Here is a 24,730-nt window from a genome sequence, read left to right as displayed (position 1 = left end):
ATGACTTCTGATAACGACTTTTCAGCGCACTGGCTCTCGGACGCAGAGATCCCGCTGGCCAACAAATTCTACCGCACGCACAAATTCCGCGGCAAAGCCCGACGCCATGACCCGTGTATGGTGATCAGGGATAGGCAGAACCAGATTATTGCCTGCGGCTGCCTGCGACAGCTGACCGGTGCCCGGTTACTGGCGGGGGTTGCAGTGGCGCCGGAATACCAGGGGCAGGGAGTGGCCCGCTTTCTGCTCCGCAGCATGGGCGAGGCTTTTGACGATCTGACGTTTACCTTCCCCTACCGGCACCTGGTGCCTTTTTACCAGTCCCTGGGATTTGCAGAAGAAGAGCCGCAGGGGCAGCCCAGTTCCATCGTCGATCGGTTCCTGACCTACCAGAAGCAGGGGCGCGATATCCTGGTGATGCGCTATCACGACCCTGCCGATTCCTGACTGGTATGCCTACCTGTTCGGTGCTTCCGTAAAGCGCAGGTAAGGAATCTTGGCGTGAAATGTGCCGAACTTTTCCCTTGCCTCATCGTCATTAAGGCTTAACGCCACAATGACATTCTGCCCCGCCTTCCAGTTTGCCGGTGTTGCAATCGGCTGGCCGTCGGTGGCCTGGATCGCATCCAGGGCACGCAGGATCTCGTCGAAGTTACGACCCACAGACATGGGGTAGGACATGGTGAGCCGGACCTTCTTGTCCGGACCTATGATGAATACAGTGCGCACGGTTGCAGTATCCGCGGGTGTGCGGCCATCGGGCAGGTAGGCATCGGCCGGCAACATATCATAGAGCTTGGATACCTCCAGCGAGCCGTCATCAATGATGGGGAAGTCCGCCGGGGCACCGCCAAATTCCTCAATATCCCGCTTCCACTTCTCATGCTCTTCAACGCTGTCAACGGATACACCAATCACCTTGGTATTCCGCCTGGTGAATTCATCGGCGAGCTGCGCAACGGCGCCGAACTCGGTGGTACAGACTGGCGTGAAATCCTTCGGGTGCGAAAACAGTATGGCGTAATTGTCGCCAATCCATTCATGGAACTTCAGCTTGCCGGCGGTGGAATCTGCCGTGAAATCTGGCGCGGTATCGTTTATTCGAAGAGACATAAGTACTTATCCTTTGTTGAAGCCCAAGACACGCTCACACGCATTGATCCTGAAATCAAGGATCCCTCATCGCGCTGTGAGTATGTTGGGCCCAAGTGAAATGTCAACGACACAGGCCATTGTGGCGGGCATCTCTGCGGACATCGCCAATAGCGACACCTGTGCTAACCAGGCGACAGGTTCGGAAAGCGATCGACAGAATCGGCATCACTCAATCAAGCAGGATAATTTCAATAAACAGGACAAAGATCGTCGTGACTAACACCGTCGCGAGGAAGTAAGGAATATTTGCGTCTTTCTGTGCCGGTATTTCTTCCCGGATCGCGGTAATGATAATTCCGCCAGCGACAAACATCGTCGAGAACTTCACCACGCCAGAAAGTTGCTCATATATAACGGCCGCCATCCAGCCAATCAACAGGCAGAGGAATAGCACCCAGCGAAAAACCCTGGGAAACCGGTTGGGATAGCGCTTCCACAGGTGGTAATTAATCCCTACCAGATGCATCGCAAAGGCACCGACCAACCCCAGGTATCCAAACCATATTGCGCTGGGCCAGGAGCGCAACAGGAAGCCAATTTGCGCGTAATAGATGCCGAAAACAACAAGAACCAGTGTTTCACTGAATGAAAGCCTCGACGGCGTTCTATCAGCCCTGTCAGAAAAACCCTTGTTCGCTATCAACAGGAAAACAATAAAGCCAGCCAGTGCACTCAGGTATGCATGCAGGTCTACAGGCAATATTGCAGCCTCATCCTCACTCACCTGAAGTGATGCCTGCACCTCGGCCAACTTTGGGAGCAGCACAAGGAAAACATATGTAATCCCCACACCCGCAGAGACACTCAATATGGGCGGATGCGCTTTCCGTTGGAAAACGGGCCAGTGCGGCACCGTCAGCCCGATCAGGGACAATGCCAGGACCGCCAGGAACGAAACATAGATGCTCATATGTGCTCTAGAGGGACTTTAGCGACACCAAGGGGGTAAACTCTGCCGATGTTAACTTAGCAGCATATGGTGCAAGCAGTAGGCACAAAAATCGATGGAACACGTCGGATTCAGTCGTGTTATATCTGGATCTCAATATTCCGGCTGGAGTTGTGTTCTGGTAGGAGATTTCCTGTTGTTTTCAGACGTCAAAGTCTCATTCCTGATTATTATTTTCGCCGTCCACTCCCGACGCTCTCGGACAGCGCTGCTGCTGTCTATATTGCCGCCAGCCATAGGCGGAGAACTACAGCATTCCCGATGACATCCCGGGAAAGTAACCCGCCTTTTGGGCGGGTTATCGACTGGGCTTCCCCGGAGGTTTCCAGGTAGATTCGGTTACCCGGACCGTTAAAGCATCAATGTATTGACTTTAAATTCGTTCGCGCAGTGATCTGCGGCTTCGCGTAGCTTCTGCTTTAGAAGCGATGCATTGTTGGCCAGTAGCTCGTCATGCGTCGGAGCCTGCTCGACCTCTTCCGGGCTCGCTTGGCCACATTGCGCTTCAGCCAGGATTTCGTTAGTGGAAGTATCCACCAGCTTCATCCTTACACCGTAACCAACCTGGTACTTGCTAAAATTCAGAGGGAAATTGAGGAATTTCCACCCCAGGGTTTGCACATCCAGAAGCAGCCGGGAGTCATTCACCTGGGCAGTGAGTTCCTCTACGTCATTGCCTTCAGCGGTGACAGTATTGTCATCCAGCAGTACAAGCTTATGCTCCTGGGCCATGGCATCTGCAAGAATGTCGTAGATGCGACCTGCCGGATCTTCAATATTGTTTTCTTTTACCAGCTTGTTGCCAGTTTTGACCATGGCAATAACACCAACGGCGCCGAACATGCTATTACCGGGTGTAGTGGCAATAAAGTCTGGCTTCTCGCGGCTGACGCCACTCAATTGCCGACCTTCGATCATCGGCCCAGCATCTGCAGATAAGGGCATATTTTTCACGCCCGCACAGCCTGTAGCAACAACCGCAAGGGTCAGCACCATCAGTTTCTTTATCATCTGTATTTACCCCAAGTCATTCGTTGTTTATTTAAAGCATCCCGCACGGCCAAATCGGCAGGAACACGAACAGCTACCTTGCTCTATATATTCTTCCCTATCATCATTATAAGGAACTATGTGCCACAGATCAGCAATGATTTCGAACAAATTGCTCTGCTTTATTACACCAAATTACACCTTGCGCGTATCCTGGAGTGATGCCTTACCGCAAAAAAAGCTGTGGAGCGGGGGGTTAGTGAATCAATGGGGCCAGAGTTTGGCTCACCACAGGTGCTGCGGAAGAAACGCCACTTTCCCCATGACTTCGGGAAAAACACATACTTGCCGAACTGGGTAGGATTTTGGCAGGCAGACCAGCCCAACGGTGGATCGCCTTCTTAGCTGCCGGCAGTAGCGGAGAGAGTAACCCGCCCTATCGGGCGGGCTACCTACTGGGTTGTGGCGGTGGGTTTCAGGTTCACCAGGTTGTTGAGGACGCCTTCGAGCCCGCCGTAAACGGATATCTTGTCGATACGCGCGGTTACCCGCTCCAGGGCCTCGAGCTCCTTCAGGCGCATCAGTACCGGGTTGTTGTCCATCATCTTCGCGGTGTTATGCAGCGACCGCATCGCCTGGGTTTCCTCCCGGCGCTTGATCAGGTTGGCCTCGGAGTCCTTCTGGGCCTCCACCACCTGGTTGAGGATCTGCTTCATATCACCGGGCAGGATGATGTCCTTCACCCCGACCGTCGCCAGCTCGATACCGTAGTGCGCCAGCTTTTCCCGCGCGGCGGTGGCGATGCCCAGGTTGAGGCTGTCCTTGTCCTCCAGCAGCGCATCCAGGGTGTTGCCCCCTACCGCCTCACGCAGCCGCAGCTGGAGCTCGCGGTAGATGTATTCCGCGAAATTACCCAGCTTGAGTGCAGCCCGCTCGGCATCCAGCACCCGGTAGCTCGCGCTCAGGTTGATGCGCAGGCTCACCCGGTCCCTGGTGAGGATTTCCTGGCCGCTGACCTCTACGGTCTGCAGCCTGAGATCCACCAGCCGTACGGCGATGGTCCGGTTGTATTTCCAGAAGCCGTAGCTGCCGGGCTCGAGCTTGCGTACCAGCGTGCCATTGACGGTCAGCAGGCCCACGTGCTCATCCGGCACCTCGACGTAGTGGATAGCGGATGCCACCGACGCCTTCGGCACCGCGCCGGAGCCCCGGCCAAGCAGGCCGACAAGCCGCTCATCCACGGTGTACTGCGCGCTGATATCAATAATATCGACACGCACATTCTCCACCCCTTTCCAGACCGGCAGGAAGGTACCCGGGCTGAGGACATTCACCAGGTGTCCGTCGCGGTACAGCAGGCCAACCTGGCTGTCACCCAGCTCGTGGGTCTCGGTGTAGGGCGCCAGCTTTTCCGCATGGGTGTTCAGGAAGAACCTGGCGTTCGGGCGCTCGAACAGTACATCGCTGATATCGTGGACCTCGACCGTCACCTTGTCCGCCAGTTGCAGCAGTCGGTGCCGGCCCGGCTCGAGCACGCGGATAAAACGGTTACGGCGGAACAGCAGCGCCCGCTCGTGATCGGCAATATCGACGCTTTTCCATATCATCATTTTACTTCTCCTTACTTCTGTTCCCCGGCGCATTACCTGCGTAACCAGGGGTGAGGCCCACCCGGAAGCCCGGGGGCCGGCGGCTTGAACCGGGCAGGTGACAATGTCATCGGCCGGCCTGCCTGCAGCGGGGGTGCGCCAATGCGCATTGCCCGCGCTGCAGGCGAGCCCGGCGTGGCAATGCCACGTGCCAGGTTGCCCACCACCGGCGCCCGGACTTCCGGCGCCTCCGGGTACCGGCGGCTGCCTTCCCGGGGGAGTGCAAGTCGCCAGCGCCCAGTGGCCATGGGCCTCTGGTAGTCAACAAGGGCGTTAACCCTGTGGGGAGTCGAACCCCAGGCCTTCGCCTTTACCGGATAAGTCGTGTAGTGGACGACGTTACTCTGGCAGGAGTCGAACCTGCGACCGGCCGAAACTATCGGCTGCTCTACCTCTGAGCTACAAAGTAGTGTTCAGGTAATTGCCCCGGCAGGTACACAGCAAGCCAGGGGCTCCTGTGCCGGGCTGGCGTTGTGAACCAGCTCCGCATGCCGGGCCATTGGCCCAAACTCTTTTACTGCCACCTGCGCATTGCAGGTGGCCAGTGTTCTCACGCGGGCACATCCCCTGTGCCATTTTTCATCCCTGGGCATATCCTGCTGCCGGCGCCTCACGCGCTTGCGTGCTGCCCGGCACGCTGACGATCCAGGCGTGCCCGCCTTCCCTGTGCACGCTGATTTCCATCCCGGTGAGCTGCCGGATCACCTCGATATTCGTTAGCAGGTGCTGGCTCGGCGCCAGCGTCCTGAAACGGCCGCCCCTGCCCAACACCATCGGCAGCAGCAGCTGGTCCGCCAGGTGTTCGCCCACCGGCACCCCGGCTTCCATATACCGGTTGAACTCCTTCACCGCGCGGCCCGCAACCCGCTCCGACGACAGCTGCTTCTCGCCCACCACCTCAATCACTTCGGTAACGTGCTCGGCGTACACCCGCAGCGACACGATATTGCCCGGCCCGAATGAATCCACCTGCCGGCGCTGGAGCTCGTCCGCCGCCCAGTCGCCCTTGCTGGCGATATGCCGCAATTCCCTGTCTGCCACGTGGCCCGGAATCTGTGCCGAGGTCACCAGCGCCTCCTTGCTTAGCACGGCGCCCCGCTCCAGCAGAGCCAGCGGCTTCAGTTCACCCACCGGGTATATCCGTGCCCGCCACCGGCCGCCGCCGGCCGGGTAAAAGCCGAACCTCTCCAGCTGAACCTCGGCCCGGTAACCCATCTGCGCCATCACCGGCAGGAAACCGGCCTGGATAAAATCGAAGCTGGGCGCCTGTTTGTTGTGGGTGCCGCCCTCCAGGCAGACCTCGCTCACCCCGTCCGCCAGCAGCAGCGGCAACAGGATGGTCTGGAACACCAGGCTGGTGCTGCCGGCGGTGCCAATGGCAAAACGGTATTCGCCAGCGTTCACCTTGCCCGGCTTGAACGTCACCTCTGTGGAGCCCAGCTCGTCCCCCGTCACCTGCGCGCCGGAAATCGCCTGGGCCGCATGCAGGCACACCAGGTGCTGGCGCATCAGGCCCGGCTTGCGGCGGCCAGCGCGGATATTCCTTATCCGCACCGGCTCCCCCAGGCAGATGGACAAAGTCAGCGCGGAGCGGAAAATCTGTCCACCGCCCTCGCCCTGTGATCCATCAATGGTATGCATGGTCCTATCCTTTCACGCAGACGACCTGCTTCAGGGTGTACACCACTTCCACCAGGTCTTTCTGGGCGGCCATCACCTTCTCGATCGGCTTGTAGGCCGCCGGGGTTTCATCAATCACGCCGGCATCCTTACGGCATTCCACATCGGCGGTCGCCTGCAGGTGCTCTTCCAGCGACACCAGCTTCTTGGCTTTGGTGCGGGACATCACGCGGCCCGCACCGTGGCTGCAGCTGCAGAAGCTGTCCGCATTACCCAGCCCGCGGACGATGAAGGAACGCGCCCCCATACTCCCGGGGATAATTCCCATCTCGCCCTCGCGGGCACGCACTGCGCCCTTGCGGGTAACCAGCACGTTCTTGCCGAAGTGGTGCTCGCGGGACACATAGTTATGGTGGCAGTTCACCGCCTCCATACGAGCCTCGAACTCCATCCCCAGCGCCGCCTTCACCGCGTCGATGGTGCGGGCCATCATTACCTCGCGGTTGATGCGGGCAAAGTCCTGCGCCCACTCCACCGCTTCCACATACTGGTCGAAGTGTTCGGTGCCTTCCGGCAGGTAGCTCAGGTCGGTATCCGGCAGGTGGATATGCCAGCGCTCCATGTCCTTCTTCGCCATCTCGATAAAGTGCGTACCGATGCGGTTACCCACACCGCGGGAACCGCTATGCAGCATCAGCCAGACGCTGTCGTGCTCATCCAGGCACATCTCGATAAAGTGGTTACCGGTCCCCAGCGTACCCAGGTGGTTGATGTTGTTGGTGTTCTTCAGCACCGGGTGCTTTTCCTGCAGCACATCGAACTGCGCCGCCAGCGGCGCCCAGGCCTGCATCACATCGTCCGGCAGGCTCCCCCAGGCGCCCTTGTCCCGGCTTCCGCGCGCCCGCGAGGAACGCCCGTGGGGAACCGCCCGCTCGATGGCGGAACGCACACCCGCCAGGTTGTCCGGCAGTTGCGACGCCTTGAGGCTGGTGCGCACCGCCATCATGCCGCAGCCGATATCCACACCCACCGCCGCCGGGATCACCGCGCCGAGTGTCGGCACCACGCTGCCGATGGTGGCACCCTTACCCAGGTGCACGTCCGGCATGGCCGCCACCCACTGGTGGATAAACGGCATGCGGGAGATGTTCTTCAGCTGCTCCCTGGCCTCAGCTTCGAAGGGCACGCCGACAGTCCACGACTTGATCGGCACACCACCGTCCTGCATTACTTCATAGGCTTGCTGAGTCATTGTTCCTTTCCTTCTTCTTCCATCCCGGCTTTTCTGTTCGGCTGCCGGGTTCGTGCTTGCTTATGTGTAGCCCCTGTATAGCGAGGACAGTGCCAACTTTTGCCAGCGTGCTGAAAAAACTTTTAACCCGTTGATTTAAATAAAGAATTTTTCTTCATAAAGCGATTTCCCGCCAGCGGCCACCATCATCGAAGCGACACAGATCTATCTTTTTTGATAGCGGGATAATATCTTTGATAACCATGAAAACAGTTGCCATCAGTATTCTCGGCACCACCATGGACCGGCGCGGCAAGGGCGATAAGCGCTGGGACAAGTGGCGGCCGACCGTTTCCATGTGCCAGCACGAAGACCTGTTGATCGACCGGCTGGAACTGCTGTTCGACAACCACTCCCAGGGCCTGGCCAACCAGGTCACCGAGGACATCGCACTGGTATCCCCCGAGACCGAGGTGGTCCACCACAAGGTGAACTTCCCTGACCCGTGGGATTTCGAGACGGTCTACAGCCAGCTGCTGGATTTCGCCCGTGGCTACCAGTTCCGCCCCAACCGCGAGCGCTACCTGACCCATATCACCACCGGCTCCCACGTGGCGCAGATCTGCCTGTACCTGCTGACCGAGGCGGGCTACCTGCCCGGCAAGCTGCTGCAGACCTCCCCCGCCCGGCGCGACAGCGACGCGCCCGGCCAGTACCAGGTAATTGACCTGGACCTGTCCCGCTACGACCAGATTGCCTCGCGCTTCCAGAAGGAACACCAGGAAGGCACCGTCTACCTGAAGGGCGGTATCCAGACCAACAACGCACCGTTCAACCGCATGATTGAGCAGCTGGAGAAGGTCTCCATCCGCTCCAATGCGCCGATCCTGATCACCGGCCCCACCGGCGCCGGCAAGACCCAGCTGGCCCAGCGGGTGTACGAACTGCGCAAGCAGCGCGGCAAGCTGGAGGGACGGCTGGTGGCCATCAACTGCGCCACCCTGAAAGGCGAGAACACCATGTCCGCCCTGTTCGGCCACAAGAAAGGTGCCTTCACCGGCGCCACCGCCGATCGCGCCGGCCTGCTGAAGGAAGCCCACAAGGGCCTGCTGTTCCTCGACGAGATCGGTGAGCTGGGGCTGGACGAACAGGCCATGCTGCTGCGGGCGATCGAGGACAAGCGCTTTATCCCCTTCGGCTCCGACCGCGAGGCCAGCAGCGACTTCCAGCTGATTGCCGGCACCAACAGGGACCTGGCCCGGAAAGCCAGGGAGGGCAGCTTCCGCGCCGACCTGCTGGCACGGATCGACCTGTGGACCTATGAGCTGCCATCCCTGCGCGACCGCATCGAGGACCTGGAGCCCAATGTCGACTACGAACTGGAGTCCTTCTCCAACAAGGCCGGGCACCTGGTGAGCTTCAACAGGGCAGCGCGGGAAAAGTACCTGGCCTTCGGCCGCTCAGCCGACGCCACCTGGGCGGCCAACTTCCGCGACCTGAACGCCAGCATCACCCGCATGGCCACCCTGGCCGATGGCGGGCGCATTACGGTGGAAGTGGTGGATGAAGAGGTCCGCCGCCTGAAGCACAAGTGGCACACGCCCGAGCACAGCGGCGAACATGCCCGCAGTGCAGTGGAGAGCGTACTGGGCAGCGGCAGCAGCGCCGAGATGGATTACTACGACCAGCTCAAGCTGGCCGCGCTGATTGATGTGTGCCGGCGCTCCAGCTCTATGGCGGAGGCCGGGCGCAAGCTGTTTAATGTGAGCCGGCAGGCGAAGAAGTCGAACAACGATTCGCACCGGGTGAAGCAGTTGCTTGGTAAGCACGGGTTAAGGTTTGAAGACATGAAGGCTTAGCGTACGCCACTTTGATCCTATGGCTATCACCTTCCAGCTCAATTCTATATTCCTTTGAAGGTGTTCATTATCGCAGAATGTGAAATTGTGTGGTCATCCATTAGTTAACTCCGTCAAGTGGGCCAACTAATAGATGGCTAAAATAATTTACGGCCTATCATTCTCACGGAAACTTTCTCAATGCAATCAACAGCATTTGACTATCAATTAGTCCCTGTCTCGCTCACATCTATGAAAAATTCTTCAAAGTGAACTTGATACGGATCATACTAAGTAATATAGATACTTCGAATTCTCGACAACAAATGGAAAATTATACATCGAAGATATTTCTTTCAACTTTTCTATTTTACTGTCAGTAAATAAAGGCTCTTCATAGTTATCTTCGAGACGTTTTAAATTATCACGCCCACTTATTGGCAATACACTGAGCTGGGCCAAGCACGAAAGCAGATCACCATCCTTATGCAAAAGGTCATAGAATCCTCTACGCTGAATCAGATGGCTTACTCTTGATACATCACTCGGCTCTAAAATAGTCTGCAGTGAAAGGTTTGAAAATACCTCAGAAGTATGCTGCTTAACCCTGGCTAATAGCGACTTATACTCACAGTCCTTGGAAGCCAAAAGACTTTTTCTTATTGCTTGTGAGGTTTTCTGCCTGGCTTCTTCTATCCCAATAAATTTTGTGAGGATAACTGGCCATTCCTCATTTTGATCATTTAAAACTTCACCTGAGGGTGGCATCCACAACATTGCCCGACCTTTACGACATGCCAGAGTATAGATCTTCATATCTTCGGATGAAAAGTAGACTGCCACCCAACCTCTTGTAACACCTACGATTGCCCCCTTGGGTGCAGGACCACTCATGTAAAGTGAATCCAGGGATTTATCCTTATAAATATTTACTCTCTTATTTTCATTAACTTCTATAAATACTGGCTCAATCGCAAGACGCATAAACTTGGACCTGTGTTCAAGTGTCGCAAGATCACCAAATAGAATATTTTTTTTCGACTCCCTATCCCCAACACCTTCTAGTGTTTGGCGCATTAATCGCATAAAGGCTTGATAGCCAATATCAGCGTCCGCCTCACTCAATCTAATGTTGCTAAAAATTGGTCTTCCAGAGCCACTCCCACCATCTGCTATATCCTCGAAGCTACGAACTTCCTCTGTTAAATCCTCATTTACTAGCACAGCTAACCGTCGCTGAAGGCGTCGAGAGATATGACTTATAAGTACCTCAGGCGGAATATCCTCGTCACATATAAATTCAATTAAGACCCTGTCGTAAAATAGCCATGAATGCAAATAAGAAATGAATAATTCTTTATCCCAAAACAATTCAGTCTTCTGAGAAGCAAGCCTCCAAATAGCTTTTACTGTTAGATAACCAGATAGATAAAAATGTGGATCATCCTGTAATGGCTGCATTAAAACATTAATCTTTCTGCTTAGTGCAGTATCACTATTACGATATGCAAACATCAATGACTCTAATATGCCATCAAGATAGTCTGGACCTTTTTTAGATTTTGCTTTGTTTACATTTTTATCAACAACAAGAGACTGGAAAATCCTAGCCGCCCATAAACTAGGCTTACTAATGACACGAGAATTTCCAGGCAATACGTCAAACTCATGAAATAGTGCCATACCCTCGTAAATTGGCACAAAGAAAAGTTGAAGCGCATCGATTACTGCTGTGTCTCTATACACCTCATTTAGACTAGCCTTTTCGAAAATAATTTTTCGATGGGCACGCAATTCCAATAGTGCTAGCGCATTACCTAGTTCAGTAGCAAGGCACCAAAAATGGGATGACTCGTGGACAAATGAAGGAAGAAATTGTTTAGGTAGACTATCTTTAATAGCATAGCCAAATAGTTCATTGGCGGGAATATCTAGTAAGCTTGTTGCACCGGTAAATGTATTGGTAGATCCGCGATCTTTCTTAGTACCATTCACGTGGCTACACTCTATTTTAGCTATGCATCTGTAAATAGTTCTTTCAGATAATTTGTAATCTGTATCTTAGCTTCCGACTCCGAGCGGGCATTTACTTCTATATAGGACTCCTCTTCCCTACCATCAGGATATGTAATCTTTATTTTTTTCTTTAAAATATAACTTCTCCTTTTTTTAGAAAGCCATAATGCAAAAACTGCTAATAATGCAGTTGTAATTTTTACTGTCGCAATAATAGTGGCTGGCTCTGCCAGTTCGCCCTCTTTAACTTCCGGACGTGTTAATTCAACTGAGTCTGATTCGAAAGCTTCCGATAACTCCTCTGCATCCAACTCATTCAATCCAGCCAATGATATTTTGACTTCTTGCACTTTATCCATCCTCATAATTGTAATCAGAGTTATATGTGCCTTACTATTTCGGAATATATTATTAACGAACTAGAAGAGGTTAAGTGATTTGGCGCTGCCAGTTCTATAGTTTTTCTTCTGCCGTTAACTTTCTAGTGCATACCTTTTAAGAGAACATAAAGATTATCCAGTAGCCAACGAGTATCTATGAGTATGCGCTCTAATAGTAAAATGAGACAGCCACTAAATACAGAGGATCCTATGCCACTTCTCTTTTACCTGACAATTACTCATGAAAAGCACCGTTTATTCAATATCTATCGATGACGAGACCGGGTAAGACTCTTTTCAGCACAAAGAACATTGCATGGCAAGCTGTTGCGGCGAGCTTTGCTGTGTGAGCGGGACGGTCGTACCGGACAGTGCTGTATGCACCGCCGCCTGTGGGTTGAAGACAAACTGTTGTCTCTAGTGCAGATATTCGCGCTGGATGTCTGCGCCTACGGCGTGATGAGCAAACCGTTAGCATGTGGTACTGCATATAAACCAGGCGCAGATGGCCAAATAGGGGCAGCAGTAAGTGGTAGAGCGCTGGCACCAGTTGTGCGATGACTCCGTGCTTTCCCTCCGCCACGTCCCAATGAGAGTTGGGGCTGCGGAGATGGCCCGACTGACCGAGGTGGCCGAGGTATGGCGAGCACGGCTGCAGGATATCAGCTGGTTTATCCGGATGCTGAACGATTCCATTGGCCGAGAGGCAAACCGCGAAGATCGCTGTACTGGCCGGTTCTGGGATGGCCGCTTCAAGTCCCAGGCCCTTCTCGACGAGCCGGCGCTAGCGGCATGTATGGCCTACGTGGACCTGAACCCGATCCCAGCCAAAATGGCGGAGACACCGGAGAATTCTGATCACAGCTCAATCCACCGTAACATAACGGCTGCCAGCGATGGCCGACAGCCTGATGAGCTGCTGCCCTTTGCCGGCAATTCCCGGGCACCCATGCCTGAGGATATGCCGTTCCGGATGCAGGACCATATCGAGCTTGTGCACTGGGGCGGGCGGATTCTGCGCGAAGACGAGTGCGGGGCCATTGCAAGCAGGCTACCAGCGATCCTCGAGCGGCTCCAAATTGATCCTCATCACAGGCTGTATCTCAACCGAAACTTTTAAAGCCGCTTCAAGTCCCTGATGGGTAGTGCTCAGTCTGTCCGCAGCGCGTGTGAACAGCTCGGCAAGTGATGGGCGCAGGGCATCCGCGACTGGGAGACATTCCTCACTCCACCCACGGTTTAACCAGCATTCCTTTTACGTACCAGCTATCCAGCCGGACTGGTTTGTATCCTCATATCTGGAATGTGTAATTTGGCATGCTTAATAAGTTGTTCGCATGCGAAATGCATTACAGGTTCTCATGCTCATGCCGCTCAGGTACGTAAGGGGAGTTCTAGCTTCACGCTTTCAGTTTATGGGCGCCCTTTTATTTCCTTTAGGCTCTTGGGCGCTTGCGCTAAACAGTGACATATTTTTTTGATAAGCGATGCCAGCCACTATACATGTAACGACGGATATTCCAGTAATCACGTATATTCTAGATAAATTTGTGATTCTGCCGCTTTCTATAAGAACCACATCTTGATCGAACGCCAATATCACAGCAGCTAATAAGCCACCAAAGGCATGCAAGAATATGGTTAGGTAGAAGATCAAGGCGTTTAATCGAAATTCCTTATGAAATAGGTTGAGCGCTACAAATATAATTGGCCACATTATCGTCATGATAGCCATTGGGACGCTGACCTGAAAAACCACATCCGTAAACATGTTCCCTTGTATAAAAGACCCGTAATACTCAGGAGTGCCCGCAACCAAATAGTAAATCGATCTACCCATAAGGTATATAGCTAATGAGATCGATAGAATTCGCCCATTTTTCGGGCTCAACAACTCTTGGATAGACATAAATGTACCCTTGCTAACCTTCGATAGAAATGTAGAGGAAAAGGGCTAGCCGTGAATTTCGATGATTATTGTTTTTCAAAATTGTCCATTATTCTTTAGACTATTAATAACTAGCACTGTCGATTGCTCAGACTAGCACGTCTTGGTGACGTCGGTGCTCTCATTAGCGTCATTCATCCAAATCTATCTGACTGGCTCGTTTCTATTCAGTCTCATGCCTGGTTTTTAGGAGTGCGAGAGTACCCAATTGGTGGGTTTCCTTTTTATTTCTCTGAATAAAGCGCTGCTCCTAGGAAATAAGCCCTTCAAAGCACAACATGAATAGAGGTTTGCCTGTCGGGTTACTGAAGTTCCGCGCGGAAGGCCTAGCTTAGAGTGGCTTTATTCCGACAGCACCTCATAAATCTTCAGAAAACTTTGTACAGTTGAATCCAGGATACATCTTACCTGTTGAGGGGTTAATCTTCGGGCTCCGAATATTATTTGCATCGACAAAATCTGAGTAATCTTGCCCCACATCCTCTACAGGCTCCCCAAATAGCACTCGGAGGTTCCCTCCTATCATGGATTTCACCTTCTCCCCCCACACTTCATCTTTTTTCAGCGTTACGCCATCCACGATACCCAACACGCAAAATCCGGTCTCAACTCGACGCGCTTGATTAATGACGTAGACGACGTCACCAGGACGAATCTGCACGTAATCATTCCAACCGTGCTGGCCAGGGGCAAGATCAAAAAATGCACCCTCTGAGATAACCGAGAATATATCCTGGTGAGCTCTACCACCTATATTTGAAACCAAAAACTTCATCCGTTTACTTCCATACTGTCTTTAACTCACAAAGTATGCTCATCCTGCAATGCAACGCCTGCCACTGACTATTCACCTGCTACCAACCTATCTCTAGCCGCACAAGCGGGGCAAATCAGACTGATCACCGGCGGGCTTGTTATCGTGTTCCGCATTGTGGTCCCCGCACCGCAGCCCTGCCCACCCGGTGATCGGCCCAGTGGGCTTCTATCAGCACGTTCGGCTTAGTGCCCTGGCTGGCCTAGTCCTGGAAGCGGTGGCGGCGCCCGCAGTAGTTAACCTCGATACCGGCACTGGGCAGCGTGTAGCTGTCCATATCCTGGTTGCCGGCAATTTTTCGCCGGCAGGCTCCCCACCACGGTAAGTTGCACAGTTACCGGGTATTCCGGCGGAAACAGGATAACATTATGGCGCCGTTATACTCGGGGATTTTCGCGTCAAAACGCTGCTCGTACCCCGTTTATCACACGTCGCATATCCACAACCAGAACGCATTGGGCTGCACGCTGCTCTCGCCAATGTATGCAGCATACGACTTGTCGCCGAATTCGTTTAATCCCGATCACGCCATAATTTTCCGGTTCCCTGCAAAATCGCGGGGGCCGTCTAAACTTGCCGCTCCATAATCAACAATTGGTCGAGGAATACCATGCCATCAGGATCAGGCGAGCTCAATTTCACCTACAACCACAATGTCACCACCGCCAAGACGTGGACCACCAAGAATTTTTACGTCGAGAACTTCATGATCGGCAGTATCCCCAACTGGGTATTCCTGAATAAGGACAAAGACAATACCTTCATGGGAACGAATGGCATGCCTGCAGAGGCATCGCTGATTCTATATGCGCCCAACGACCATAGCCCGACCACTTATACCCTTTACTGGGGTTCAGGTGCCCACCATCGGCACCACGACACCTACCGTGGCACAGATGCGAAAGGTGTTATCAAGATTGACTGGGCCACGCCGAATATCGAGTTCGTCGGTAATTTCCAGAACAAGCCGCAGGAACTGACCGGGAACCTCCCCTGGATACCCAATCAGTCGAGCACCATCGTTTCAGAAATCGAAGATGCGGGCACTAACTCGGAAATAAAGCAGGAAGTGCAGCAGAAGACCCGCTGGTTCAGGGTAAACCTCGACTCCGCTGATGGAGCCGACCTTGTTGATGGCTCCATGACTTACGATCTCTTCCTGGTGAAGGCTGATAATGGCTGCTCTTACCTACGGATAAACTTCACCCAGAGCAGCATCGGCTTCGATTCCAATGAGGAACAACAGTTTGTACGCTTCGGTATTCTGCCGGGAGACCAGAGCCAGCTGGAGCTGTTCACGCAAGCCTCAAAGGGAAAGCCCTTCTCATGGAATGACGACATCACCAAAACGCTAAATACCGGCAACGACCCCAGCGTTCTTGTACCCGAGCAAAATGGTTTTGCGCCGGTGGAAGACCAGGAAACCACCGGTAGCTATACCAAAACAACCAGTTCGGGCTGGTCTGTCGGCGCCAAGGCAGGGGGTTCCATCGATGCCGGGGGCTCCGGTGATAGTGGCAGCAGCGCCAGTGGTGATTCCGGGGCGTCGTCTGCGGCCGAAGATGCAGCTTTAATCGCCTAGCATCGTCAACGTGAAGTATTGGTGCAGGGTGGGACCTTATCGCCGTTTGCTCTATAGCGGCGCACTAATTTCTTACCCTGTTACCACGCCTCCCGAGGCGCTGCGTAGTTATCCAGATTGCGCTCTCAGCTCGGCACCAACTGGGGATAGAAAGGCCAGAAAGAAGATCCCGGCCTCAACCGCAATTTCGAGAGCTACTTCAAACCCATGCTCCGCAGCGTTTTCATTCTCAAATATTGTCACAAGAGTTAGCTTACACTCGCCCTTTTAGAACCATTCAGTTTATGGGTGTCTTTTTTATTCGCCTTGTAACTCTGCTCTTACCAAAATCATTTCGGATATTTTCAAAACTCACCGGCATTTATCATCTGATAAAGAGCATGCCACCCCAACAGACCCCCAACCGACAGCAACAAGAGGAAGCGCACCGATTGCTAAAGCACCGTCTACCGTCACGGTTACTGGGCTAAGTATGGTACGTGCGGCTTTTTTGCCAACAGAAAGGTTGTCCTCTACCTCGATTCTATACTCTTTCGTCAGCTCCTCCTTTTTAAGGTCCGCAGAGGATAAATCCGTTGCCTGATACCGACGGCCCTTCAGATCGACGTTTAGCCTGTAAGCGGGCTTATTAAATCCGATTTCTACTGCTTCCGCCTTCAAGCTATCCAGGCTGTCAACCTCGACAAAAACTGATTTTCCGTCTTTTTCAACTAGCTTCTCTTTCTTTAGGACAAAAGAAACACTGCCAGCTATCTCTTCACCGTCCATTAAGAATGGTTTAAAAGACACATACAAACTATCTTTCACCGGCGAACGGAGCAATGCCTGCATGGTCTCCGGTACCTGGAATATGTAGTGGTACTGTTCCCCTACAACTACCATCTTTCTTTCGTCTTGCGTCATAAGCAAGGAAGACACGTCTTCGTGATATGAGTCCGGCCGAGTTGAGTGCCATAGGATTTCAGTGCAGCCGCAGATCAAGAAAATCAATGACGTTATAAGCAACCTTGAATATCTTATTTTTTTCAATTCAAATTCCAATCTTCGGAACTGATCTTGAGAGACGTATTTTTAGCTTCATACTGCGCCTGGTTAATGGGAAAGCTCTTTGCCGCTTCCTGATTGCTGTAACTGAGGCAAGTATTGAGGAAGCGCCCAGGCCATTTCTTTTGGCCGAGAGACCTACACTCTCTTACTCCATTTCTTTTTATAGGGAATTACCCTGGTCTCAAGAACGCTCGGGCTCTCACCCGGGATGTATTGCCAAAGCTGGAGGGTGATGACATCTGAGACATCTCCGTCCTTTGCCCTGGAGCCCAGCTCAACACGGGCAAATCCGCTGCTTACACCTACGTCTGAAGTGCTGAAAGAGCGAGCGCGCCAGTGGATATTCGGCATAACCCGGTACTCGCCCCGGCCATGGGCTGGGCCGCGGTAGTAAACCTCTACCTCAAAGATGATGTAGGACTCTGTTTCCTCGTAGATCGATACATCCAGGAACCGGCTTTTCCGTCCAACCCTGCTTCCCCGGTATATCACGCGCGAGCTTTTTTCCTGCCCTTCAAGCACATCTTTAAACGGGGCCACATTGACCCTGGGTTCGACGACCTTAACGTTGCTGTCGTCTTCGGAGCATTTATGGTCGCTGAAAACTGTCCTGCCTTCGCTGTCCACGCACTGGTATATCTCTGCTCGCGTTAGTGCCGCCGCAGACACCAGTAGTAGTAGGCTAACGATTCTTATCGCAATAGTAGACATAACTTAATTTCTAGCTATTCAGGGGCTCTCAAGTCATCTCGGGGATCATAGGCCGGAGACCCGGGCAGCATCTGCATCCTGCCCTGCATAGCGCTTGCTGATGTCATCCAATACCCAATCCAGTACCGCATCCCTGCCCACCCGGTAATCGGCCCAGCGAGTCGGTATCAGCACGTCCGGCTGGATGCCCTGGGTGGGCTTGTCCTGGAAGCGGTAGAGGCGCTTGGAGTAGTTGACCTCGATTCCGGAGCTGGGCAGCGTGAAGCTGTCCATGTCCTGGTAGCCGACCGGGTTGCCGCCGGTGGGTTCGCCTACCAGGGTGGCGTTGAACATTTCGCGGAAGTGGGCGGCGTTACTCATGCCGGCGGAGAAGGTGGCGTTGCCGATCAGTGTATAGATACCGCCGTCCCAGTCCAGCCCATCCACCAGGATCATCTGGTGGGCGAAGCGCAGGCCGACAAAGAAGTCGCCGCCGGTGTTGTCCCGCAGGTCCACTACCAGGTTGCGGATGCGGTGCTCATCCAGGTACTCGCGGACATCCTCGGCAAAGGATTCCATGTCTGAGAAGGACGGGTAGCGGGCAAAGTAGACGTAGGCCACGCGCCGGTCCTCGTCGGCACTCAGCCACAGGTAGTCGGACTCGGTCACCCGCTTTTCGCCGAAGGGCACTATCTGCTCCGCATAGCGGACGGTGACGCGCTCCCGGTAGTCCGGGCAGGAAATGGCCTCCAGCGTGACCGCTTCCCGCTGGCCGCGCTCGTCTTCCAGGATGAAGGTGGCGGAGGCAGGATCATCGACAATGCCTAGGCCCGCCAGTATGTCCGCGACATTCAGGTGATAAGGCAGGTGGCGGCGCAGGGAGTATTCGTTCTCCACCGTCTGCACCACGGGTTCCAGCTTTTTCACCACCTCGGCCGTGGCCATATCCCCCACCGCCACCAGTTTGCGCCCCAGCAACCGGCGCTGCTCCGGCCCGGTGCGCAGCAGGCGTAGCTCGCCATCCATAAACTGGAACAGCAATGGATAATGCTGGTGCTCTGAACCCCAGAATGGCACGCGGGTATGACCGTCCCCGATCAGACGGCTGATGCGCATCAGCTCGATCATTAGCTGGTCTTCGGTGAGTGAAGGCAGATTAGCCTTGAGGGAAGTTAGTTCTTCGTGGAAGTCCGGCTTGTCAACGGTGTGGTAGAGGTTGATGTGCCGTTCTTCGAGCGTGTAGCGGTATACCTCGATATCTTCTTGCCACTTCTCTGCCTCAGCAGGGGCCAATGCTAATGCAACAGAACTGCCAACTAAGGCCAATCCGGCGAGGATGGCTAGATGTAATCCTTTAAACATTCTTCTTCCTTGATCAATTTGCAGAGTTAGTATTTTTGGCTATCCTTTCGAGCTCATAGAGCTTTCGGTTCGAGCAGAGTTACATGTGTAATAATGCGTCAATATTTTACTCTTACCCCAATTATTACAATTCTTTTCTGCGACGAGGCCTATCGTCCGCCATTTAATACTAAGCAACCTAATCCGGAGGCACCTACCGGGAATCACTCGATCGGTGGGCGTTGGCCGGTTATTCGGCACTCGATTGGTGGGTGTCCTTTTTTATTCTACTAATAACTTTTTACGCTTAGAGTGCTGTTGGTTCAGCAGCGTCTGCTATGGAATCATTGGCTTCACGAATTAGCCTTGCTACGAATGCGCTTGCTCCAGAAAAATCAAATTCTATTTCTCTACTACCAAAGAACTTCCTCCAATGTGCTTTCACCATATCTTGTTCGTCGACTTTACGAGAGTCAACAACTGTAATTCGTGCAGATTTCCTAGTCATTCTCGACAATAGCTGGCGCAGTTCGAAGTCAGCATGCGGGAGTGAATATCCGATAAAAACTATTTCACTAGCCTCTGATATTTCTATTCCTGCATTTTGCCAAATAATTCGATACTGTGGATTAGACAAATCCTTCAAATAGGTAGGCATGATTAAGTTCGCCATCAGTGTATGCTTACCAGAATGCTCGGGAAAATTATCATCACAATGGCGGCATGAAGTAGGGTTCTTATAATTATTTATTGCCTCTTTATACCCAAAATTTGCGTACAACCTTGAACATCTTGGGCACTGAAGCCAATTTAATGATCCATGCAATTTTAACAGCTTAACATTAAATCCTCCCTGTCCGAGCTTTTCTAGACCTGACTTAACAGACTTAACAGACTCATCACTCTCATTCTTTGCGCTAATATAGCAGCAGTAATCCACTACTCCGTTGTATCCTTGATTATTTCTTAACGTTTCATAAATTGAATTATCAAGGAGAATATCCCAATTAGTACTAACAATACTTACGGGATCTTGCAACCTATAATTTAAACCGGCCCTAACTGAACACTTACTAGTTATGTAGCTAGCAAATCTATCGATATAATCTTTTGAATCATAAGAACCGTTCAACAAAAGCTGGATCGTCATTCCAATCACATAGACGACCGCTTCACGTACTTCCATGATGTGGCTGAGATTGACCCCCCTAAACTGGGACCTTTCTGCAGTGCAACGATCTAATGGAGTAAATATATCTTCCAAGTCTATATTAGAGAATTCATTCGAGGGTATATTAAGTTGCTCTTCAATGAAATTTTTAAATTTAAAAAAATATTCTTTATTGTAATTATTTGGACACTCTTCATACAGCTTGAACGCATAGTCAATTATTTCTGCTTGTGTTGGCGCACCTGCTTGCCGTGAGAAGCCTGCACCTAGTATGTAAACTGTTTTTTTCATCAGACTCTTCAAGCTCATTAACCAAATAATTATAGTTTGTTTTTGCGCAGCAGCCTTTATCTGGGAATTGTCCTCTCCAATCCCAGAAAGAATTGCTGCAGCGATGCCGAATGTAGAGCTGTTTTTTACGTTGATTCTTCCGGTGGCCTAGCGCAATGCCAAATTAATAAACATTCTATCGATCACATCAAGCTGCTGACACTTTTTATAATTCTGTCTTACATACCTTGCTAACGTTTCTAACCTTCTAACTGCCAGGCGCTCGTTTACGATCTTTTCTAAAGTCTCTATAGAAATTCCCATTTCTTCCAAAGCAGAGAAATTGGACGGCAAATGTGAATTCTCAAAAACATGAACCAAGTGCCCCAAGTCGCACTCAGCTTCAATTTTGCGTATTTTAAGTTCAAAATTAACGAGGTCTTGCAGCAGAATTAATGCTCTAGGAACTGCGTGCTTGAAAATATTGCGTGCAATCTTTAATTCTCTATCCGTCGCTGCTGATTGCTCGCTTACACTCTCATATCTTTCGTAAATGTATTTCAGCCTATCGCAAATGTATTCAGAATGGCTGTTCGCGTAAATATACCATCCGATTCTATTTTTAAGATCATCATTATCTTGAAAATGGAGGCTCAACCTTTGTAAAGCACGGTACTCAACGATTTTTATAAAATTAACTATAAGGTCTAATTGGATTCGACCTGGTGATTTCTTCGATTTCAGCTTGATTATCTCATTATTAGTAAGCTCTGAAATGTAACCATATCCTTCACCAAGGCTTTCGACTTCATAGGACGCGTGTTCCTTTAAAAATTCTAAAGGTAAAGAAGATACCTCTTTGAATCGATTTAGATGCTGAGTTCCCGCGTCTGAAAGATGCTCTCTTTCCAAGCCAGCCAATAAATTCAGCGGTGTATTTGCATCTTGCTGGCCTAACGGCATATCTACAACGTTTGATTCAGTACAGCTTTTTGGTAGAGACTCTAGAAAAAAGACGTTTCCAACCAAATGATGGTTCATCCGTCCTGCTCGACCAGAAATATTCCGACGCGTGAACTCATCTATTGAGGTATTGGAGCGCCTGTGATCATAAATTACCACATTCTCTGCTACAGTATTCACACCTTCAATTAGAGTCGACGTGCAGATTAAATATTTAACCGCCCCGCTATTAAACATATCAACAGCTTTCTGCTGCAAAGCCCGCGGTAGCGCTCCGTGGTGGACGGCCACGCCCCTTTTAAGTGCCCTGGTGTAGCACCAATTTCTTCCGTAAAAATTCTTTAGCCACTTGTAGTAGTTGTCCATCTCATTTGATAAGCCTTCAGTATTCATCCAGCTTAGTGAAGATACCACTTGTTCAATAGAATTTTGTGATCGGCAATATATGATTGTTTGTCCTTCATGATTTTTAATTATGGTTTTTAGCGATCTATTCTTGGATGTTACATCATTAGGTTTCAAGTTATATTCAAAATAGTTAAGCGCAACGGTGTTGAATTCAGTTGGGATGAACACATACTCTTGCTTTACTGCTTCCAAGCCTCGAACCCCATCAATATAAGGGCCAATCATGTAAAACTGCTTAGAAACTGTTAACAATTTGCTTAATGCTATGTTGAGAGCTATAGCTCGCGCCTTATCTTCCTTGTTGAAGCCGAGCTTGTAAAATTCGTCAATAATGAATAAGTCTATATTTTTTATATCTTCTCGCTCATTAACTCGCTCCTGAGTCAAAACATACACGACTCTATCTTTTCTTATCGCTTGGGAACCATGATGAATAATTTGATATTCCCTACCAAATCTACTTTGTATACGCCTTCTCGTTTCGTCAATCAAAGCTATTGTTGGAACAACAATTACTACTTTATTAAATCTACTAGTGGCAATTAGCGAATCTACGATCGCGCTCTTCCCCATACTGGTAGGGGCACTGAGGATGACATTCCTTCCCGACATAAGTAGATTGAAAACTCTAGCCTGCTGGGCATGAAAAATGAATTCACGGTCCAAGCTGCTCTGATATAAAGAGCTCACAAGTTCGACATCGAGAGCTTCACTAGACGAAAAATATTTCTGCAAGTATGGGTAAAGACCGGCCTTACGGACTAGGTTTTTTAGCAGACTTTTATGATTATGAAATCTATCAAACTCATTCAATGCTCTAATTATATATTCTCGACCAATTGGTTGTTCTGCGGGCGAGGAAAGACACTTATTTGCCTGCTTTAAATACATAAATGGAGTTAATGAATCATTTCGAACACCTTCAAGGCATTCTTTAGGGTTTGAATCAGCGATCATGGCCCCTCCATCTCCCCTCTAACCGTCTGCTTTAATGCACTAACCGACGGTATTGGATATATGTATACATGAAGATGTAAATCTTCAAAATAACTATCTTTTTTAATTAGCTTCTCTATCAATCTCTGGAAATGAAATCTCACTTCATCCTTGAGATCTATCAGATAGTCACCCACCATATCTGATTCAGAACATTTCAAAATGTTAGTTTCATAACCAAGAAAAAATGCAAATAGAAATCGGTCTAAGTTTTCATCTAGTGAAGTATTGGCTTTCAATATATCATCGACATCATGCTTCAGTAGATAACCATCCTCCTTGTCTTCTAAAATTTTCTCGTTCCTGTTGCTGAACGCGTCAGATTCAAGTAAATGATCAAACTCATCTGTTATTTTTTCTAACGTGGTCTTTACATTATCAATAATCAGATGACTGAAGCCCATGAGCAATATATCAGGGGCATGATCATGAACGATAATGTGTATATTATCGAAGCATGTAGCTTTTCCATCATCGACATATAGGCTTGCAGCAACTGGTTGCGATCCATAACTGGTGCGGATAGTTGAGTGAAGTAGAACGTTCGCAATGAGACTATCTATTTCGGAGAGACTCTGCGCTTTAGCCTTAGCATAACGTTTAATTATGGCTTCTAAATTTTCTGGAGATTGGTCAGCAAGCTCATTTGGCCGTAATAGAACCTCGGGCAACCACCTACGAATTCCCTTTGAAATATTTATGTAGTTATATTTCTTTCTATGATAGCTCCCTTTTAGCCCGCGACAGGATTTTTCACCAGAAAAAGAAAAAATCTCATCATCTATAAGAAACTCATCTAGAATGGCTTCGAGCTTTGATCGGTCAGTCGTATATACCTTTAAGTGCTGCCTAGCCGATTCGGCGCAATGCATAACCTCTCGCCTAAACCAATCTATGAAATCTGTTCTGTTATAAATTTTGTTCTCTTCGCTACGCAATACTATCGACGTTGCACTTTTCTCAATAATATTTACGAGAAGATCATTTAGAATTCTTTGAGGATCGCGGGTAGGGTTGACATGTATGCCGAAATGCTCATAGGCTACGGTCATTATTATCTTATTGGCCTCCAAGCACATTTGCTCGATTGATGGGATCACCTCCCAGACAGCATTATCGAGCCAGTACTCTACATCGTTATTATTCGGCGATCTGTAATTCTTCAACCTGTTACGTAATGATTTTAGTATTTTACATCGGCCATCTATGCTTTTTCGCTCTTTAAGCGGCACCTTTAAGTAAGAGAGGTTCGCACAAATGTCACGGGGGGTTACGATGCGGAAGCGAGCCGGCAAAGATTCTTTATCGCAATCTAATGATTTGTGTAAAATAGAGTCACTACCGTATTCTTTCTTTTTCTTTCCGGTTTTAGTTTGCTTCTCTTTATACGAAGTTTTTGTGAATTCGCCAATCTGCCAGGCTTTTTCCGCTTTAGTCGTTTTTACTTGAACATACTCGACGTAATCATCGTATACGACATCTATGTCATCGGAAACTTCGCATCGAATTTCTTTTATGCTCTTATTCAACAGCATATAAAGTGCGTTGAGTGCCGCAACATAGTCCTGATATAGAAACCCTTTTTTAGCGCCAATACCACCGCTATCAGATTTAGCCATTTCTGCTATAGCCCATCAATGTGTTAAAAGCCGTTCTTAATTAATTATTATCT

At 50.5% G+C, this 24,730-nt stretch carries 20 protein-coding genes and 1 tRNA gene; 4 read left to right on the top strand and 17 right to left on the bottom strand.

Features of this window, described 5'->3' with window-relative positions:
• Positions 1–447, top strand: coding sequence for a GNAT family N-acetyltransferase (locus tag LVE68_RS11585; protein ID WP_232940540.1), 447 nt, complete (start codon positions 1–3; stop codon positions 445–447).
• 9 nt (positions 448–456) lie between these two features.
• Here LVE68_RS11585 and LVE68_RS11580 read toward each other — a convergent pair whose 3' ends face one another.
• The 7 genes from LVE68_RS11580 to LVE68_RS11550 form a co-directional block, all read right to left on the bottom strand.
• A complete protein-coding gene (locus LVE68_RS11580) occupies positions 457–1,113 on the bottom strand; it encodes a peroxiredoxin (RefSeq protein ID WP_232940539.1) in 657 nt (218 codons plus the stop codon).
• A 211-nt stretch (positions 1,114–1,324) separates the two neighbouring features.
• The gene (locus LVE68_RS11575; RefSeq protein ID WP_232940538.1) at positions 1,325–2,065 is read right to left on the bottom strand and encodes a hypothetical protein; all 741 of its coding nucleotides are present in this window, start codon (positions 2,063–2,065) and stop codon (positions 1,325–1,327) included.
• Positions 2,066–2,455: 390 nt separating this feature from the next.
• A complete protein-coding gene (locus tag LVE68_RS11570; protein ID WP_232940537.1) occupies positions 2,456–3,115 on the bottom strand; it encodes a hypothetical protein in 660 nt (219 codons plus the stop codon).
• Between the two features lie 431 nt (positions 3,116–3,546).
• Positions 3,547–4,704 (bottom strand): slipin family protein, encoded by a 1,158-nt coding sequence (locus tag LVE68_RS11565; RefSeq protein WP_232940536.1) that lies wholly within the window; start codon positions 4,702–4,704, stop codon positions 3,547–3,549.
• A gap of 378 nt (positions 4,705–5,082) precedes the next feature.
• Positions 5,083–5,152: transfer RNA gene (locus LVE68_RS11560), tRNA-Thr, on the bottom strand.
• A 170-nt stretch (positions 5,153–5,322) separates the two neighbouring features.
• Positions 5,323–6,384, bottom strand: a complete 1,062-nt coding sequence (gene rtcA, locus LVE68_RS11555; protein WP_232940535.1) for an RNA 3'-terminal phosphate cyclase — start codon at positions 6,382–6,384, stop codon at positions 5,323–5,325.
• Positions 6,385–6,388: 4 nt separating this feature from the next.
• Positions 6,389–7,615, bottom strand: a complete 1,227-nt coding sequence (locus LVE68_RS11550) for an RtcB family protein (RefSeq protein WP_232940534.1) — start codon at positions 7,613–7,615, stop codon at positions 6,389–6,391.
• 242 nt (positions 7,616–7,857) lie between these two features.
• Between LVE68_RS11550 and rtcR the strand changes: the two genes are divergently transcribed.
• Positions 7,858–9,453: an RNA repair transcriptional activator RtcR gene (rtcR, locus tag LVE68_RS11545; RefSeq protein ID WP_233006709.1), complete on the top strand. Its 1,596-nt coding sequence runs from the start codon at positions 7,858–7,860 to the stop codon at positions 9,451–9,453.
• 264 nt (positions 9,454–9,717) lie between these two features.
• On the opposite strand, the gene LVE68_RS11540 is transcribed toward rtcR, so the two are convergent.
• Both LVE68_RS11540 and LVE68_RS11535 read right to left on the bottom strand, forming a co-directional pair.
• A complete protein-coding gene (locus LVE68_RS11540) occupies positions 9,718–11,427 on the bottom strand; it encodes a hypothetical protein (RefSeq protein WP_232940533.1) in 1,710 nt (569 codons plus the stop codon).
• 20 nt (positions 11,428–11,447) lie between these two features.
• Positions 11,448–11,798 (bottom strand): hypothetical protein, encoded by a 351-nt coding sequence (locus LVE68_RS11535; RefSeq protein WP_232940531.1) that lies wholly within the window; start codon positions 11,796–11,798, stop codon positions 11,448–11,450.
• Positions 11,799–12,438: 640 nt separating this feature from the next.
• Here LVE68_RS11535 and LVE68_RS11530 point away from each other — a divergent pair.
• Complete coding sequence (locus LVE68_RS11530; RefSeq protein ID WP_232940529.1) at positions 12,439–12,948, top strand: hypothetical protein; 510 nt, start codon at positions 12,439–12,441, stop codon at positions 12,946–12,948.
• 288 nt (positions 12,949–13,236) lie between these two features.
• On the opposite strand, the gene LVE68_RS11525 is transcribed toward LVE68_RS11530, so the two are convergent.
• Positions 13,237–13,737 (bottom strand): hypothetical protein, encoded by a 501-nt coding sequence (locus LVE68_RS11525; RefSeq protein WP_232940527.1) that lies wholly within the window; start codon positions 13,735–13,737, stop codon positions 13,237–13,239.
• A 397-nt stretch (positions 13,738–14,134) separates the two neighbouring features.
• Positions 14,135–14,551 (bottom strand): hypothetical protein, encoded by a 417-nt coding sequence (locus LVE68_RS11520; protein ID WP_232940526.1) that lies wholly within the window; start codon positions 14,549–14,551, stop codon positions 14,135–14,137.
• A 649-nt stretch (positions 14,552–15,200) separates the two neighbouring features.
• Between LVE68_RS11520 and LVE68_RS11515 the strand changes: the two genes are divergently transcribed.
• Positions 15,201–16,172 (top strand): hypothetical protein, encoded by a 972-nt coding sequence (locus LVE68_RS11515; protein WP_232940525.1) that lies wholly within the window; start codon positions 15,201–15,203, stop codon positions 16,170–16,172.
• A gap of 351 nt (positions 16,173–16,523) precedes the next feature.
• Here LVE68_RS11515 and LVE68_RS11510 read toward each other — a convergent pair whose 3' ends face one another.
• From LVE68_RS11510 to LVE68_RS11485, 6 genes are all read right to left on the bottom strand, one after another.
• Positions 16,524–17,075: a hypothetical protein gene (locus LVE68_RS11510; protein ID WP_232940524.1), complete on the bottom strand. Its 552-nt coding sequence runs from the start codon at positions 17,073–17,075 to the stop codon at positions 16,524–16,526.
• 279 nt (positions 17,076–17,354) lie between these two features.
• The gene (locus LVE68_RS11505) at positions 17,355–17,930 is read right to left on the bottom strand and encodes a DUF4124 domain-containing protein (RefSeq protein ID WP_232940523.1); all 576 of its coding nucleotides are present in this window, start codon (positions 17,928–17,930) and stop codon (positions 17,355–17,357) included.
• A 45-nt stretch (positions 17,931–17,975) separates the two neighbouring features.
• Positions 17,976–19,202 carry a S41 family peptidase gene (locus LVE68_RS11500; protein ID WP_232940522.1) on the bottom strand — a complete coding sequence of 409 codons (1,227 nt, stop codon included), beginning with the start codon at positions 19,200–19,202 and terminating at the stop codon, positions 17,976–17,978.
• Between the two features lie 355 nt (positions 19,203–19,557).
• Positions 19,558–20,712, bottom strand: coding sequence for a hypothetical protein (locus LVE68_RS11495; RefSeq protein WP_232940521.1), 1,155 nt, complete (start codon positions 20,710–20,712; stop codon positions 19,558–19,560).
• A 147-nt stretch (positions 20,713–20,859) separates the two neighbouring features.
• Positions 20,860–23,019, bottom strand: a complete 2,160-nt coding sequence (locus tag LVE68_RS11490; RefSeq protein WP_232940520.1) for a DEAD/DEAH box helicase — start codon at positions 23,017–23,019, stop codon at positions 20,860–20,862.
• Positions 23,016–24,677, bottom strand: a complete 1,662-nt coding sequence (locus LVE68_RS11485) for a dsDNA nuclease domain-containing protein (RefSeq protein WP_232940519.1) — start codon at positions 24,675–24,677, stop codon at positions 23,016–23,018. The genes LVE68_RS11490 and LVE68_RS11485 overlap by 4 nt, the downstream gene beginning before the upstream one ends.
• Between the last annotated feature and the right edge of the window lie 53 nt (positions 24,678–24,730).

This window comes from Microbulbifer sp. YPW16, assembly GCF_021290385.1.
Taxonomy (GTDB): domain Bacteria; phylum Pseudomonadota; class Gammaproteobacteria; order Pseudomonadales; family Cellvibrionaceae; genus Microbulbifer; species Microbulbifer zhoushanensis.
This window is presented reverse-complemented; position numbering and strand designations above follow the sequence as displayed.

Coding starts and splice junctions, on each gene's coding strand:
- LVE68_RS11565 (WP_232940536.1), bottom strand. CDS start 4,704: ATGATGATATGGAAAAGCGTCGATATTGCCGATCACGAGCGGGCGCTG.
- LVE68_RS11525 (WP_232940527.1), bottom strand. CDS start 13,737: ATGTCTATCCAAGAGTTGTTGAGCCCGAAAAATGGGCGAATTCTATCG.
- LVE68_RS11575 (WP_232940538.1), bottom strand. CDS start 2,065: ATGAGCATCTATGTTTCGTTCCTGGCGGTCCTGGCATTGTCCCTGATC.
- LVE68_RS11580 (WP_232940539.1), bottom strand. CDS start 1,113: ATGTCTCTTCGAATAAACGATACCGCGCCAGATTTCACGGCAGATTCC.
- LVE68_RS11515 (WP_232940525.1), top strand. CDS start 15,201: ATGCCATCAGGATCAGGCGAGCTCAATTTCACCTACAACCACAATGTC.
- LVE68_RS11530 (WP_232940529.1), top strand. CDS start 12,439: ATGGCCCGACTGACCGAGGTGGCCGAGGTATGGCGAGCACGGCTGCAG.
- LVE68_RS11505 (WP_232940523.1), bottom strand. CDS start 17,930: ATGTCTACTATTGCGATAAGAATCGTTAGCCTACTACTACTGGTGTCT.
- LVE68_RS11570 (WP_232940537.1), bottom strand. CDS start 3,115: ATGATAAAGAAACTGATGGTGCTGACCCTTGCGGTTGTTGCTACAGGC.
- LVE68_RS11495 (WP_232940521.1), bottom strand. CDS start 20,712: ATGAAAAAAACAGTTTACATACTAGGTGCAGGCTTCTCACGGCAAGCA.
- LVE68_RS11510 (WP_232940524.1), bottom strand. CDS start 17,075: ATGACGCAAGACGAAAGAAAGATGGTAGTTGTAGGGGAACAGTACCAC.
- LVE68_RS11490 (WP_232940520.1), bottom strand. CDS start 23,019: ATGATCGCTGATTCAAACCCTAAAGAATGCCTTGAAGGTGTTCGAAAT.
- LVE68_RS11585 (WP_232940540.1), top strand. CDS start 1: ATGACTTCTGATAACGACTTTTCAGCGCACTGGCTCTCGGACGCAGAG.
- rtcR (WP_233006709.1), top strand. CDS start 7,858: ATGAAAACAGTTGCCATCAGTATTCTCGGCACCACCATGGACCGGCGC.
- LVE68_RS11550 (WP_232940534.1), bottom strand. CDS start 7,615: ATGACTCAGCAAGCCTATGAAGTAATGCAGGACGGTGGTGTGCCGATC.
- LVE68_RS11520 (WP_232940526.1), bottom strand. CDS start 14,551: ATGAAGTTTTTGGTTTCAAATATAGGTGGTAGAGCTCACCAGGATATA.
- LVE68_RS11485 (WP_232940519.1), bottom strand. CDS start 24,677: ATGGCTAAATCTGATAGCGGTGGTATTGGCGCTAAAAAAGGGTTTCTA.
- rtcA (WP_232940535.1), bottom strand. CDS start 6,384: ATGCATACCATTGATGGATCACAGGGCGAGGGCGGTGGACAGATTTTC.